This is a genomic window from Spirosoma foliorum, assembly GCF_014117325.1.
GTDB classification, from domain to species: Bacteria; Bacteroidota; Bacteroidia; order Cytophagales; family Spirosomataceae; genus Spirosoma; species Spirosoma foliorum.
In genome coordinates this window covers 8,624,801-8,639,129 of sequence record NZ_CP059732.1, presented here as the reverse complement: position 1 = coordinate 8,639,129, position 14,329 = coordinate 8,624,801, and the positions used below count along the sequence as shown (strand labels likewise).

General features: G+C 49.0%; 13 protein-coding genes and 1 riboswitch. Of the genes, 4 read left to right on the top strand and 9 right to left on the bottom strand.

Annotation, left to right across the window (positions count from 1 at the left end):
• The first annotated feature begins 136 nt into the window (after positions 1-136).
• Positions 137-1,003: a tetratricopeptide repeat protein gene (locus tag H3H32_RS36210; protein WP_182460538.1), complete on the top strand. Its 867-nt coding sequence runs from the start codon at positions 137-139 to the stop codon at positions 1,001-1,003.
• A gap of 104 nt (positions 1,004-1,107) precedes the next feature.
• On the opposite strand, the gene H3H32_RS36205 is transcribed toward H3H32_RS36210, so the two are convergent.
• The 9 genes from H3H32_RS36205 to metE form a co-directional block, all read right to left on the bottom strand.
• Positions 1,108-2,322: an exo-alpha-sialidase gene (locus H3H32_RS36205; RefSeq protein WP_182460537.1), complete on the bottom strand. Its 1,215-nt coding sequence runs from the start codon at positions 2,320-2,322 to the stop codon at positions 1,108-1,110.
• A 110-nt stretch (positions 2,323-2,432) separates the two neighbouring features.
• Positions 2,433-4,733 (bottom strand): TonB-dependent receptor, encoded by a 2,301-nt coding sequence (locus H3H32_RS36200; protein ID WP_182464591.1) that lies wholly within the window; start codon positions 4,731-4,733, stop codon positions 2,433-2,435.
• Positions 4,734-4,878: 145 nt separating this feature from the next.
• Entirely contained in the window at positions 4,879-5,256 is a 378-nt protein-coding gene (locus H3H32_RS36195; RefSeq protein WP_182460536.1) for a hypothetical protein, read from the bottom strand.
• Between the two features lie 366 nt (positions 5,257-5,622).
• Entirely contained in the window at positions 5,623-6,000 is a 378-nt protein-coding gene (locus H3H32_RS36190; protein WP_182460535.1) for a hypothetical protein, read from the bottom strand.
• A gap of 183 nt (positions 6,001-6,183) precedes the next feature.
• Entirely contained in the window at positions 6,184-6,501 is a 318-nt protein-coding gene (locus H3H32_RS36185) for a hypothetical protein (protein ID WP_182460534.1), read from the bottom strand.
• A 106-nt stretch (positions 6,502-6,607) separates the two neighbouring features.
• Positions 6,608-7,009 carry an acyl-CoA thioesterase gene (locus tag H3H32_RS36180; protein ID WP_240543596.1) on the bottom strand — a complete coding sequence of 134 codons (402 nt, stop codon included), beginning with the start codon at positions 7,007-7,009 and terminating at the stop codon, positions 6,608-6,610.
• Positions 6,999-7,247, bottom strand: a complete 249-nt coding sequence (locus H3H32_RS38375; protein WP_182460533.1) for a cysteine-rich CWC family protein — start codon at positions 7,245-7,247, stop codon at positions 6,999-7,001. Before H3H32_RS38375 ends, H3H32_RS36180 begins: the two co-directional genes overlap by 11 nt.
• Complete coding sequence (locus tag H3H32_RS36170; protein ID WP_182460532.1) at positions 7,225-7,761, bottom strand: PAS domain-containing protein; 537 nt, start codon at positions 7,759-7,761, stop codon at positions 7,225-7,227. Before H3H32_RS36170 ends, H3H32_RS38375 begins: the two co-directional genes overlap by 23 nt.
• A gap of 54 nt (positions 7,762-7,815) precedes the next feature.
• Positions 7,816-10,158 carry a 5-methyltetrahydropteroyltriglutamate--homocysteine S-methyltransferase gene (gene metE, locus H3H32_RS36165; protein ID WP_182460531.1) on the bottom strand — a complete coding sequence of 781 codons (2,343 nt, stop codon included), beginning with the start codon at positions 10,156-10,158 and terminating at the stop codon, positions 7,816-7,818.
• Between the two features lie 159 nt (positions 10,159-10,317).
• A riboswitch (cobalamin riboswitch) is annotated at positions 10,318-10,537 on the bottom strand.
• Positions 10,538-10,642: 105 nt separating this feature from the next.
• On the opposite strand from metE, the gene H3H32_RS36160 reads away from it, so the two are divergent.
• The 3 genes from H3H32_RS36160 to H3H32_RS36150 all read left to right on the top strand — a co-directional run bounded on the left by H3H32_RS36160 (position 10,643) and on the right by H3H32_RS36150 (position 14,290).
• Entirely contained in the window at positions 10,643-10,972 is a 330-nt protein-coding gene (locus H3H32_RS36160) for a DUF6660 family protein (protein WP_182460530.1), read from the top strand.
• Between the two features lie 70 nt (positions 10,973-11,042).
• Positions 11,043-13,283, top strand: a complete 2,241-nt coding sequence (locus tag H3H32_RS36155) for a TonB-dependent receptor (protein ID WP_182460529.1) — start codon at positions 11,043-11,045, stop codon at positions 13,281-13,283.
• A gap of 83 nt (positions 13,284-13,366) precedes the next feature.
• Positions 13,367-14,290, top strand: coding sequence for a cation diffusion facilitator family transporter (locus H3H32_RS36150; RefSeq protein WP_182460528.1), 924 nt, complete (start codon positions 13,367-13,369; stop codon positions 14,288-14,290).
• The last annotated feature ends 39 nt before the right edge of the window (positions 14,291-14,329 follow it).

Below are 14,329 nucleotides of genomic sequence, written 5' to 3'. Positions count from 1 at the left end.
ATCTTCAGACAGCGGTTCATCCAAATAAAGGGTAAAGTAAACCTGTAGAAATCATTTTTATTGCACGAGGTTCCGAATAAACGTAGAAGGCAAGCCTGTTGTTAGTAGGATAGTTGGATGCTTCTTTTGTACGCTTATGGAACTACTTGTTGCAGCGGCCATTATTGGCTATATTATTTACCTGCGTTATTACGCCGATTTACGAACCAAGTCGGAGAAAGACGTTGAGAAACTGCAGGTGGGCATACAGCTTTACAAAGCAGGTCAGTCTGTCGATGCACTGAATTTTTTTGAGCGCTATCTTCAAAAAGAACCTACTTCCAGTGTTGCTTATCTGTATCAGGCCAAATGTTATCGAGCTTTAGGCCAACTTCAAGAGGCTATCGACGCCTTAAAGAAAGGCGAAAGTTACGATGATACCGTTGCCGACTTACATCTGGAAATGGGGCATATTTTGTACGATCAACAGGATTATTCTGCCGCCTATCTGGAGTTTGATAAAGCCGTATTTCACGCCAAAGGGTTAGATGCCGATGCGTTTCAGGGCCGGGGAACCACCCGCCAGCACCTGGAAAATGATGAACAGGCCCAACAGGATTTGAATCGGGCGTCTTCGTTAAGAGAATCCGAACGCCTGATGGCAGCAACAGCCACTCCGAAATCCGACGTTTTTTTTGACCGAAAGCTACTCAGCCATACCGTGGTAATTCTGATCAACAGTGTGGTTTTGCTGGTAGTTATCAAAAATGCTCCGGTAATCCATCTGCCCTATCTGCTGGCAGCTATTGCTGCTACGGTTATCGGTTACCTGGAACCCCGAAAAGGTTGGGCGCTGGCAATTATTCAGGCCGCAACCCTTTGGCTGGGATATACTTTTTTCACGAAAACTCCTCAAACCAGCGGTGCGCGCGACCTGGAAGCATTTGGCCTTTACGGGTCAATGATTCTCACTTTCATCGGCAGTTTTATCGGTGGCGTACTAAAGCGACAATTGATCCGCTAATTGAATTTCACCTCTTAACCGATCATGCCTTTCCAACTTGCCATGTTCTCAATGGCTTCCAGTTTCGCAAGCGGAAGCCATTGAGAACATGGCAAGTTATTGGCCTATTGTGCCTCCAAAAACCGCACGACGATGACCGTGTTCTGCTTACCCTTCGTTTGCTCGTAGGCAACCAGCGTTCCATTTTTTGTGCCAAGCACGGCCGGATAGGTGGCATCAACCGATTCGGGAGTTAGATAAGTAGTTGGGGTAACAGTTCCACCAACTACGGTTCGCATGCCGATGCGCTGCACAAATGACCCCATTTCGTTGGAGCCATCTTTTGAGATCGATTCGTCCCAAACCCACACCAATCGTCCACCAGCCGACGCGATCTGAGGGTGCTTCGCTCGATTCGATAGCACGCTAGATACCAACTTATCAGAACCCAAACGAGCCAGTCGTAATCCGGCAGCATCTTCCTTCCCCGAAAACCAGGTGGTCAGAATATCGTTGCCGACTTGTGCCACAATGGGTCCCGCGTGTGGGCAGGCGTTCACTTGCCAATGATCGGCAAACAGAACCTGCGGTTTACTAAATGTTTTGCCACCATCCGTCGAAATGGCCGTGCTCATATCACGGGAAGCGATTTCACCAGCCTTAGCGGCAGGCAGCAAATCACGATAGGTCAGGTGAATGGACTTCTTAGTATCGACAAACACATTCATACGGCAGCATTGGCAGGCATTATCATCCACCAGAACCGACGAACCAAAGCCTTTGCCTTTCGTTGTCTGCGCAAACACGACTGGCCGCCCCTCTCGATTCGGCAATTTTTCATCGAGCCAGGCCACACCAATTTCGCCATTGGGCAGGCGCGTAATGTCAGCAAACGAATGACTCGTTCCGGGTCTGACATCCTGATGAACTGGCGTTGGTTCAGTCCAGGTTTGCCCTTTATCGGAAGACATCGTATAGAGTAAATCTCCAGCAAAACGTGAAGCCGTCGTAGGATTGGGCACTTCAAAAACCGCCAGTAATGTACCATCGGCTTTCTCGGCAATCTTCGGCATCCCTTCGGCATGAGCCGACAGCGTAGCGGGTGCTTTCACACGTATTTTCTCGCCAAAGGTTTGCCCGCCATCTTTCGAAACAGCGAAATAAAAAATACTTCCTTTATCCCCTTCTTTTTCTACCCAGCTAAGGAGCGGGTTACCCGAAGCATCGGTTGTTAAACGAGGGACGGCTCCAACGAATTGCGGGTTCGAAACGGCGGTTTCATTGACTGGTTTTTCAGCAAGCAGGCTGAAAAGGAGGAGCGTGATGAGTAGGCTTTTCATGGTTTGTCTAGTTTAACACGGAGAAACGGAGGGTTACACGGAGTGCACGGAATTAAATGAAACTTCTCTGTGTACTCCGTGCGATCCTCCGTTTCTCCGTGTTTAGAAATTTATTTTCCTGAAATACTATACTGAACGCCAAACACAAAGGTGCGTGGTGCGGCTGGGGTGTAGGTGGTGCGATCGGTGGCGTTGTTTCCGCGGGTAGCGTTGGTGGCGAAAAGCGCGTTGGTTACGTTCAGGATATTAGAGAATACCTCAATGCCTTTCCACTGATACCCAACCCGGACGTTGGCAAAATCGTACCCACCATAACTAACCGTGTTGGTCTGATTCTGGTACCAACTCGCCACATGCTGCCACTCGACCGATGTACGGAAGTGTTGAAGCCAGGATGGATAATACGAGATTTCGGTATTCCAGAGCGTGCGTGGGGCTGATGGCATATCCTTCCCATTTACGTTCTGTATGGCATCGGAAGTCCGTTGACTAAGCGTAAATTCAACAAATTGATGCACCGCGTGCGTGCCCCCAAATCGGAAGAATACCTGCTTCGAAGGTCGGTAGGTAACCCCCAACTCAACGCCCCGGTGCAGTGTCCGACCCGCCGATTGGTAATCGGTAGAGTTATCAGGCTGACGAATGCTGAGTAGTTCATTTGTGCCGTTCATTTGGTAAAGTGCCGCATCGACATACACCTTATTATTCAGCAAGGAAGCCCAACCACCAATTTCCATGTTGTCGAATTTGGCGGGCTGAAGGTTGTAGTAAAACTGATCGCCGGAAGCCGTTGGGGTGGTTCGTTTCAGGAAAATCGACGTGAGCGCAGGGGGCGAAAAGCCTTTAGCGTAGTTGGCATACAGCCCTTTCCCGTTGCCTAAATCGTAAGTTGCCCCAATTTTCGGAGTGGCCTGGCTATAGTCCTTACTGCCCGAACTTTTATCCAGTGCATTGGTATAATCGAAGGCCATTCGGTCGTAGCGCAAGCCTGCCGATACGCGCAATTTGGGCAAGGGCTCGAAATCATATTGTACATAAGCCGCTACGTTATGAATATCGGCCTGGTAGTTAGCCAACTGAATATCAGGACGTTCTTGCAACTGCGTGTATTTGATCACCGATTTTTTATCAGCTCTTAACTCGGCAGACAGATCGGTCTGGTACGCATAATACGTGTTGGGTGACAGATCGAGTGTAGCGCCAACAATGAGCTTGCTATTCAGGAAATTCAACCGTTGCGTGTGCTGCGCAATGAAGCCGTAGCTCTTGAAATCGTTACTGTTAATCTGGCCCGTTGCGGTTGCCGCACCCGTTGTCCACCGAATGGAATAAGCCGGATTCTGCCCCACGCTGTTGTTTCGAACAAAAGCCGTGATGAACGATTGCGAACCGTTCTGCCAGTCATGTTCTAGGGTCAGACGGCTGCGTAAGGAGAAGGTTTTTCGGTACGTAAAATCGGTAGTGCTCACATACTGACGGGCAAAAAATGCCGAACTATCAACACTCCCGCTCGTCTGCGAATTATAATCGTTGTACGACAAGGTACCCGCCAGGCGAGTTCTAGGCGTAAAGGCGTATTCGAGCCGGGCGAAGTACGACGATTTATCGTAATCGGAGCTGGCTAACCATGAATTCCGTTGCCGTGATATGAAGCCTCCGAGGTAAATCCCAAACTTACCCTGTCTCGCTCCAGCCCCAACCTGAAGTCGCTGGTAGCCCCACTGATCAAACTGAATACCTACACGGGCCGTTGGCACAGCCGTTGGGCGCTGCGTAATGAAATTCACCGCACCGCCTACCGCTTCTGGCCCATAAATCGACGACACAGGGCCTTTGACTACCTCTATCGAGCTGACCGTGAACTGATTCATTTCGAGCAGTGCATTGTGATTAAACACACCCATCGGCCGAATTGGAACACCATCTTCCATGTAAAGAAAATATGCGTTGGTCGTCATCGGTTGCCTAATGGCCATCATGTGTTGCTCATTATTAAGGTTCACCATGAGCACTCCCGGCGTTTTATTGATCACTTCATAGATGCTCGTCGGCTTCGTTTCGTTGATCAGTTTGGCCGAGAGCTTGGAAATCGCGATGGGGGTTTCGGTACGGAGCGCAGCTTCCCGATTTCCGGTTACAACCACCGTCTGGAGGTCTTCGGCAGCGGGTTCCAGCGCAATCCGTATAGGTTGACCGGGTGTCAATGTAATCTCCTGTCGACGATAACCGACGGCCGATACAATGACTTTTGCAGTATTATTAATTAACGAGAAATGGCCGTTTGCATCGGTAACAGTGCCCGATTTACCATCAGCCCAGGCAAGGGTCACGCCGGGCAAAGGTTCATTGGTTTGGGCGTCAAAGACAAGCCCTTGTTTTACGTTCTGAGCGGAAGCAGAATAGACAATCATAGCCCATAACCAGGCGGTTATGAGTAACTTATAAATTTTCACAATATGATTAGTTTAAGTCGAGAATTTGAATTTTCAGACCTGTAAGGCTTGTTAGACTGTTCTTTTTCAACAGTCCGCCTTAGCGGTCTTTAGCGAAAACGACTTAAACTCGGGGTGGTTGAAACAGGCTCGCTAACGGAGCAATGTAAGCTGGAAAGTAATACGCTGTAAACCCAGCACGCAGGATTAATTGCCAGGCGGGAAGAAACTCAAAGGAAAAGCTTACCTGACAAAACAGTTGCATAACTGGCGAATTCTGTACCCGCTCAGTTGTCTCCTTATCCTGCTTTTCCTGCTGTGTCTTTAATTGTTTGGCCAGATAACACTGCCCATCGCAATGCAGTTGTGGCTTGTCCCGATTTTCGCAAAGGACACGGGCAATGTACTCTTTATTGAGCTGATAATGCGCAATGATTCCCCATGGACTAACCATCGGTAGCAGCGTTGCAAACAGCAGTATATAGAGTACAAATGTCCTCACGAGTTTTTAATAGCAAAAAGTAGATCAGAGGAAGATATTCACAATCGATTACTAATCAATACCTTAATACAACAAATCATTGAATGGCTCATAACGTAAATTCAGGATTAGATTGCATTTGTTATGGCCCATTAGGGCCTTCACAGCGCAGCGTCGGTAGAAAAAATCGGTTTCAAAGATAAAATGTGCCGTCAGGTACATAATTATTGTGTACCTGACGGCACACGTTATCTACACATGGGGATTTTCTACCGACGCTACGCTGTGAAGGCCCTACGGGCCATAACCTAGCTCGTTATGGACACACAATGGACTAGCCTTTGGTACGAAAGAATCGCCAAAGGGCACGAAGCAAGATGTGAAAGATTAAATCTGGGGAGGCTGAAAAACGGCACTTAAAGGCGCACGATATGCGGATGCTACGTAGAGCGGCAATTGAGTGGTAACCAACCGAATGGTTTGTGGCACGATCAGAAACGTACTGAGGTCGGAGCAAAACAGGGTAATGACTGGCACGTTTTCCAGACGAGTAGCCGTCTCTTTGTCCTGTCGATCCTCCTGCGCCTTCAGTTTTTTAGCCAGATAGCATTTACCGTCGCAATGCATTTCGGGCTTATCGCGATTTTCGCAAAGAACACGAGCGATGTAGTCCTTATTGGCGTGATAATAAGCAATAGTCCCCCACTGGCTGACAGTTGGCAGCAATGTTGCGATCAGGAGAATATAGACCAGTGCGATTTTCATCGAGGCAAAGGTAAGGCACGATAGAGTGTAGGGCAAGTTCTTTTTTTGACAGGATTAACAGGATTTATTCTGCTGATATTTCCGATCAATAAATCCTGTTAATCCTGTCAAAAAAACGCTTTTCTGCTTCTTTGTAGTCTGGCCAGATGCTCCAACGACCAGACTACAAAGAAGCATTAACCTTTAGTTCTGATCAATCTCTCGAATTAACTGTTGAACCGAAATCTGCTGCTCAGTGGGTAGCGATTCGATGGTTCCCAGCAACGATTGCTTTAGTTGTTGCCATTGATGCGATTTCAGCAACGTCAGTTCCGCCGTGAACTCAACTGTTTCCGGGTTTGTGTAGGCTGACTTATCGGTTCGGGCAACGGGCAGACGGGGGCTAACCAACTTGATTAATTGCTGCACCAATTCACCTCGAATGTATTGATCTAATGTATAAGCCGGAATTCGGCCTTCGGTATCTGTTTTTTTAAGTGTTGTTGTCAGTTTATAATGCATGATGTCCGGTTACCGGATATGCTTTTTTTCTGACAGGATTTACAAGATTTTGACAAGCGAAACCGCATCTTGTTAATCTTGTAAATCCTGTCAGAAAAACGCTTTTCTAGATAATTCGTATTGGCTTTTTATCCTCGTCGAGCGCCACGAACGTGAACGTTCCATGAATAGCCTTATGGCGCTCCATCGAGTACATTTCTTCGACGTAAATTTCTACCGCAATCCGAATACTGGTATTCCCCACATGCTCGACCCGACCAACCAACTCGATAATCGTACCCGCCGGAATCGACTTGGTAAAATTGATCTTGTCAGAAGAAACCGTAACCATGCGCTTCCGGGAAAACCGAGTGGCGGCAATAAACGCCACTTCATCCATCAGTTGCAGGGCGGTACCTCCAAAAAGCGTATCGTAATGATTGGTTGTGCTGGGAAAAACAGCTTTGAAGATTCGGGTTTCGGCCGCTGCGATTCGGGCCTGTATTTCTGGCGTTTCGTTAATGTCCACGTAATAAATCGGCTACTAGTTTCTGGTGAGCCAGGTGATTGAATTCTGATCGGACGGCTAATAAACAGTCAGCGCACAAACAGCCCTGATAGGTCGAACTGACGTACTGCCGCTGAGCATCCGTCAATTGAACTACCTGGCACTGGCACAAATTGATACTCCCAACGCGGCACTCGAATGTGCGATGGCAGCGGGGGCAAGCGGTGTGTTCGTGTTTACCGGACGATAGGTGTTCCATTCGATTCGACCTCCTGTTCCAAGGCAATGAAATTGACTACTTGTTTCTGCCGATTTACGATGGGCCGAATCACGATCTGACACAGATAAGCGGTTTGGTCTTTTCGGTAATTCAACAATTGTCCACGTACCAACTTCTGCCGTTCAATACCTTGCCTGAGATGCCGTCGTGCTCGCAGAGACGTACCTTCTCCCTGCAAAAAAGCGGGTCTGCGTCCTAGGGTCTCCTGGCTGGAATAACCCGTCATTGTTTCAAATGGAGTATTCACATACTGGATAAGCTGGTCAAGATCCGTAATTACAATGACCATTGTATTGCTTAGCAACTCACGTCGAATTGATGCGGGTAACTTCCAGTCCTGTGCTTTGGCCAACGACATCCACCCTGCGGTTTCTACTCCTTCAGCAACCGGGGTTGTTTTCTGTCTGAACTCCCAACCGGCTAGTAATGGGGCACGCAGGAACTCCTGATTATGCTCAGCAAGGTATTTGTCGTAAGGTCCGCAGAAATCCATATTGCAAAGGTAAGCCTTCTGCCAACTAGTTGGCAGAAGACCACTTATTTATGATTATACAGACTCAGTAACTAATTCGCGCGCTGTTTGGGCGGCCTGCACCATATTTTTTAGGGATTCAGTCGTTTCTGGCCACCGGCGCGTCTTCAATCCACAGTCCGGATTTACCCATAAGTTCCGAACAGGCAGCACGTTAGTCGCTTTTTGAAGCAGATCGACCATTTCCTCAATTGTTGGTACACGCGGGCTATGAATGTCGTACACGCCAGGACCGATTTCGTACGGATAGTTAAAATTGACAAACGCATCCAACAATTCCATTTGCGACCGCGACGTTTCGATCGTGATCACATCGGCATCCATGTTCGCGATGGCTTCGATCATGTCGTTGAACTCCGAATAACACATATGGGTGTGAATTTGCGTGTCGTTCTGAACGCCCGAAGCTGAAATCCGAAACGCCCGTACAGCCCAGTCCAGGTAGGTCTTCCAATTGTCTTTCCGCAGCGGCAAACCTTCCCGAATGGCCGGTTCGTCAATCTGAATAACCCGAATGCCAGCCGCTTCCAGATCGACTACTTCGTCGTGAATAGCCAGTGCAATCTGCAAACAGGTATCCCGACGCGGCTGATCATCCCGCACAAAAGACCACTGCAAAATGGTTACCGGGCCGGTCAGCATTCCTTTAACGGGTTTGTTGGTCAACGACTGGGCAAATTGCGCCCAACGCACGGTCATGGGTTCAGGGCGGTAAACATCACCGTAAATAATGGGCGGTTTCACGCAACGAGAGCCATAACTCTGCACCCAACCGTTTTCGCTGAAGGCAAACCCGTCGAGCAGTTCGCCGAAGTATTCGACCATGTCGTTCCGTTCAAACTCACCATGCACCAGCACGTCCAGCCCAATCGCTTCCTGCCAGCGAATAGCCTGTTCAGTTTCGGCGCGAATAAAATCTTCGTACTGGTCGAGGGTGATTTCGCCTTTTTTAAACTTCGCTCGATTGGCGCGCACGGTTTCTGTTTGCGGGAACGAGCCAATCGTGGTTGTTGGAAATAAAGGCAATTGCAGACGCGCCTGTTGTAGCGGTTGGCGCACAGCAAACTCGCTCTGACGTTGGTCATCTTTCTCTGTCAACTGATTCAGGCGTGCCTGAACAGCAGAGCGATTAATCAATGTCGATTCCCGACGGGCCACTAACGAAGCCTGATTGGCGGCTAATGTTGCCGTTGCCTGGGCGTTCTCGGGTTGCCGGAATAACGTTATGAGCGTGACGACTTCGTCCAGTTTTTGCCGGGCAAAGGCCAGCCATTGCTTAATTTCGGGGGTTAATCCCTGTTCGTTGGTTTCCGAGTTCAGATCGACAGGGACGTGTACTAACGAACACGACGGTGCAACCAGAATTCGGTGCTGGCCAAGTTTCTCAACGGCCCGCTGAATGGTTGCCTGCGATTTTTCCAGATCATTGATCCAGATGTTTCGGCCGTCAACCACACCCAACGACAACTTCGTTGATTTGTGCACGAAATCGGTTTGCAAAATATCGTCTAACTGACTTGGGCACCGAACCATATCCAGATGCAGGGCATCAACCGGCAATTGAATGGCCAGATTTAGGTTAGACCCGTAGCACTCGAAATACGACGCAAGCAGTAAATTAAGTTTTGGAAATTGTACGCGCAGCCGATTGTAGGTTTTCGCAAAAGCGGCTTGTTGGCCATTCGTCAAATCCAGTGAGAGCGTCGGCTCGTCGAGTTGAATCCAGTCGGCTCCCTGCGCTTGCAGACGCGTCAGAATCGCTTCATAAACGGGCAATAGGCGATCCAGCAAATCCAATCGATCAAATCCAGCTTCTTTCTCTTTGCCGAGTAACAAATACGAAACTGGCCCGAGTAATACAGGTTTGGGTGTAGTTCCCAGCGTTTGTCTGGCCTCTTCGAACTCGTCAAAAACTTTCTCCGAGAGAAGCGTAAACGTCTGATCGGCAGTAAACTCCGGCACGATGTAGTGGTAGTTGGTATCGAACCACTTGGTCATTTCCATCGCTTTCAGATCCAGGCTATCCTGCTGATAGCCCCGCGCCATAGCGAAATAGAGCGTTAGCTGGTCAGCGTTTTGATGGGCCGCGTCAGGCTGGTCGAGCAGCGGGCGAAACCGCTTCGGTATCGCGCCTACGGTCAGGGACATGTCGAGCACCTGATCGTAGAACGAAAAGTCGTTGCAGGGAACCAGCGTAATGCCAGCCTGCTGTTGGGTCAGCCAGTTGCCTTGTCGGATAGTTCGACCGGCGTCCTGAAGCTGCTGACGGGTGATTTTGTTGGCCCAGAATTGCTCAGAGGCCCGTTTGAGTTCGCGGTGGCTACCGATTCGTGGATAGCCGAGATTGTGTGCGATCATGTTGTTAAATGATAAAATGGTTGATCGCGTTCGATGCCGAACTCCATACGGCTACACGTTATCAACACTTTATCAACACGACACACCTAACCAAGCCCCAAAACGAAGCAGGAAAAAGATAGGATGGTCAAGTTTGATGAAGCCCAATCGCGTGTAGGCGTAATCAGCAAAGCTAAGGCAAGTCTCCTGGCTTGTGACGGTATCTGCCGTCCTTCTCATCCCGCCCGTTTCGGCGAACCGATGGGGTAAGACAATGGACATCGAGGGCAAACCCTTTTCTAAATGGTCACTGACAGTAGCAACGTCTGCTCGTGAATTTCACACGATTCCTTTTTCATTTCCTGAACCTCTCAGGAAAACCATTAGCTAATTTGACGGAAAACAAAGAACGTTAACACAAACTAACCGTATTGCGCCGGCAAAAGCAAGAGTCCACCCCTTTTTGACTACCTGTTGCATTACTTAGCCCACTACCTTTGCGGGCATGAAAGCGGTCATGTGTCTTTTTTCGTTGTGGATTCTGCTGTTGACGGGCCTCCCTTGCCCCGATGCAGACTGTCATGCGCAAGAAGATAGACTGACCAATACTTCATCGGCATCGCATTCAACTGATGATCCCGACCACGGGCACAAGGCACCCTGCAGCCCGTTTTGCCACTGCACAACCTGCCTTGGCTTTTCAATTCCCCGGCCGCTTGGCTATACAATCTCTGAACTACAAAGTGTACTGATCTCTACGAATCAGGTCTTTGCTTACCAATCTCCCAATCAGTCAGACGTAGCGCTCGCCATCTGGCAACCGCCAAAATTATAAGTGTTTTTCATGGATTTTCTTCCGACTGGTCATCAATCAGTCGCTATGTTCCATTGTATCTCCATACAGGATGAAAAACCTTATTTTATTTCTACTTTTTTCCCAGACCGTTTGGGGCAATACAGTATTCCCGAGTTCGGTCTCTTCTAATAAACCTCTTCTTCAGGATACCCTGCGCGTTTCTGTTCGGCATGCACTCACCAAGCAATCAATTCCCGGTGCAACGATTCTAGTAGTGGGTACCACAACTGGTGCTGCGACTGATACTGCCGGTTTTACGCGAATGATCCTGCCGCCAACTGGCCCTTACCGGCTACGCATTTCGGCTGTAGGTTTCGAATCCGTTCTGCACACGCTTATCGCACCGAGTAGCGATACACTGCAAATTTCACTCAAACCGTCGGAGGAATCACTGGACGAAATCACCGTTTCCTCTACCCGAAGTGGCCGTAGTGTTGCCGATGAACCAACACGGGTTGAAGTCATTGACGCCGAAGAACTCGACGAAAAAGCGAACATGCAACCAGCCAATATCGCGGTTATTCTGCGCGAAAGTCCAGGGATTCAGGTGCAGCAAACGTCGGTCATGTCGGCCAATGCGACGTTCCGAATTCAGGGGCTTGATGGGCGTTATACTCAGTTGTTGCAGGATGGGCTTCCGCTGTATAGTGGCTTTTCGAGCGGATTGAGTCTGATGCAGGTTCCTCCGCTGAATTTGAAACAGGTGGAAGTTGTGAAAGGCTGTCAATCAACCTTGTACGGAAGTGGAGCCATTGCCGGACTCGTCAATCTAGTAACGAAAGAGCCAACGCGTGAACGAGAATTATCCTTTCTGCTTAACGGTACGTCGGCGCTCGGGCTTGATCTTAATGCGTATTATGCCCAACGCAATGAAAAAGTCGGGATGACGTTCTACGCCACTCGCAATCTGCAACGAGCGTACGACGCCAACAACGACCAATTTTCAGATCTGCCACAAACGGCCCGCACAACCATTCAGCCAAAATTTTTCTGGTACCCTAACCCAACGACCACGGTTTCGGCAGGGGTGATCTGGGTCAATGAACACCGAACAGGAGGCTATATTCCAACGATTCGGAGCGAAACGTCGACGGGCTATACCGAAGCGAATGACTCCCGACGATTAGCCACGCAGTTTCGGCTGGAAAAGCGGTTTACCAATGATGCGGTGTTGACCGTCAAAAACAGTTATAGTCGCTTCCAACGATCGATAGCGCTGCCCAATTATAGTTTCGATGGGTTGCAGCAATCCTCTTTTTCGGAGGTGAGTTATTTCAAACACCAGGCAAAAGCCGACTGGATTGCCGGTGTAAATCTGTGGACGGATGCTTTCCGGCTGGAAAACTCCCTCAACACAGTCAGTACAGGCGACATTTACCACCAATCCATTGTCGGTGCTTTTGTTCAGAACACATTAACGCTCTCAGAACGATTCAGTCTGGAGACAGGCTTACGGGCCGATGCTGTGACAACGACCGTCAATACGCCATCCAATTCCTCTAGTCCGAAACTGTTTTTGCTCCCTCGGTTCTCGTTACTGTACCGGGCAGCCGACCATTGGACAAGCCGACTGGGTGGCGGACTTGGCTATAAAGCGCCAACTATTTTCACGGAAGATGCCGAACGGATGTCCTTCCAGAATGTTAATCTATTATCGATGAATGGCAACCAAACCGAATCGTCGATGGGCTTGAACTGGGACATTAATTACCGTACTGAGTTAGGCGATCAAACCACACTGACGATTAATCAGTTATTTTTTTATACGCAATTGAATCGCCTGACGGTGTTGTCGACAAGTGGTCTGGCGGCCTTTCGTACAGCCAACGGAAATTTATCAACCCGCGGCTTTGAAACAAACGTACGGCTGGCTTATCACGATCTGCATAGCTTTCTGGGGTATTCGTTTATTGACACCAAACGCAATTACGACAACCTGACGGGCATGATTCCGCTGACGGCCAAACACCGACTCTATTTTACCACACTCTACGAAACGGATCGGTTAAAAACCGGTTTTGAGGCTTTTTATTCAGGCACGCAACAACGAATGAATGGCACTAATACACCCGCTTACTGGACACTGGGCTACATGATTGAACGGAAATGGTCGTTTGGAAAAACGATAAAAGGAAGCATTTTCATTAACTTCGAGAATTTCCTCGATGTGCGACAGTCACGCTTCGAATCACTGGTGAGTGGCACGACTACGCAACCTGTTTTTGTTACAGATATCTACGCCCCAACCGATGGTCGAATCATCAATGGAGGTATTAAACTAAAATTGTAAATGTAGCGTGGACAACTTGTCCGCATAGCTGATTTAGCATACACTTATGCGATGCGGACAAGATGTCCGCGCTACTAAAAAATATGGCGCACGATCATCATGACCACGCGGGACACAGCCACGGCCCTACTGTTTTAACATCTATCAACCGAGCGTTAATTATTGGCGCGATCCTGAATGCGGGCTACGTGGCGGTTGAATTTGCTTTGGGTTTTTATTATAACTCACTGGCACTCATTGCCGATGCGGGTCATAATCTCAGCGATGTAGCGAGCTTATTGTTATCGCTGCTGGCGTTTCGGTTGGCGCGTGTTCGGCAAACGCCAAGTTTTACATACGGTTACCGAAAAAGTACGGTGCTCGCTTCATTGACGAACGCGGTTATTTTATTAATAACCATCGGGGCTATTTTCTGGGAAAGTCTCCAGCGGTTTCGCCACCCTGAACCTGTAGCGGGCGGTGCTGTGGCCTGGGTTGCTGCGGTCGGCATTGTTGTCAACACGGTGTCGGCTCTGCTGTTTTTCCGAAATAAAGAGCATGATCTGAACGCCAAAGGGGCTTACCTACACCTGGCCGTCGACGCGTTGGTTTCGCTGGGCGTAGTGATAGCTGGTGTCCTGATCACCTACACGGGCTGGACCTGGCTCGACCCGGTTATCGGTATTCTCGTTGCCATTATTATCATGGGCTCCACCTGGCGCTTACTCACCGATAGTCTGCGATTATCGATGGATGGTATCCCTACCGACATAGACCTCACGGCTGTGCTGGCCGATCTGCGAGCCGTAACGGGCGTAAAAGATGTACATCACGTCCATATCTGGGCCATGAGCACAACCGAAAACGCCCTCACGGCCCACCTTGTTCTGCAACCGGGTCTGTCAGATTCTCAAATCGTTACGCTCAAACACGACGCCCGCCATCGACTTGAACACCAGAAAATTAGCCACGCGACACTTGAGACTGAGTTCGTGGCTGAAGAGGATTGTGAAACGGAGGTTTGTTAATTTTTCGACAGGATTAACAAGATTTACAAGATTTCTCCA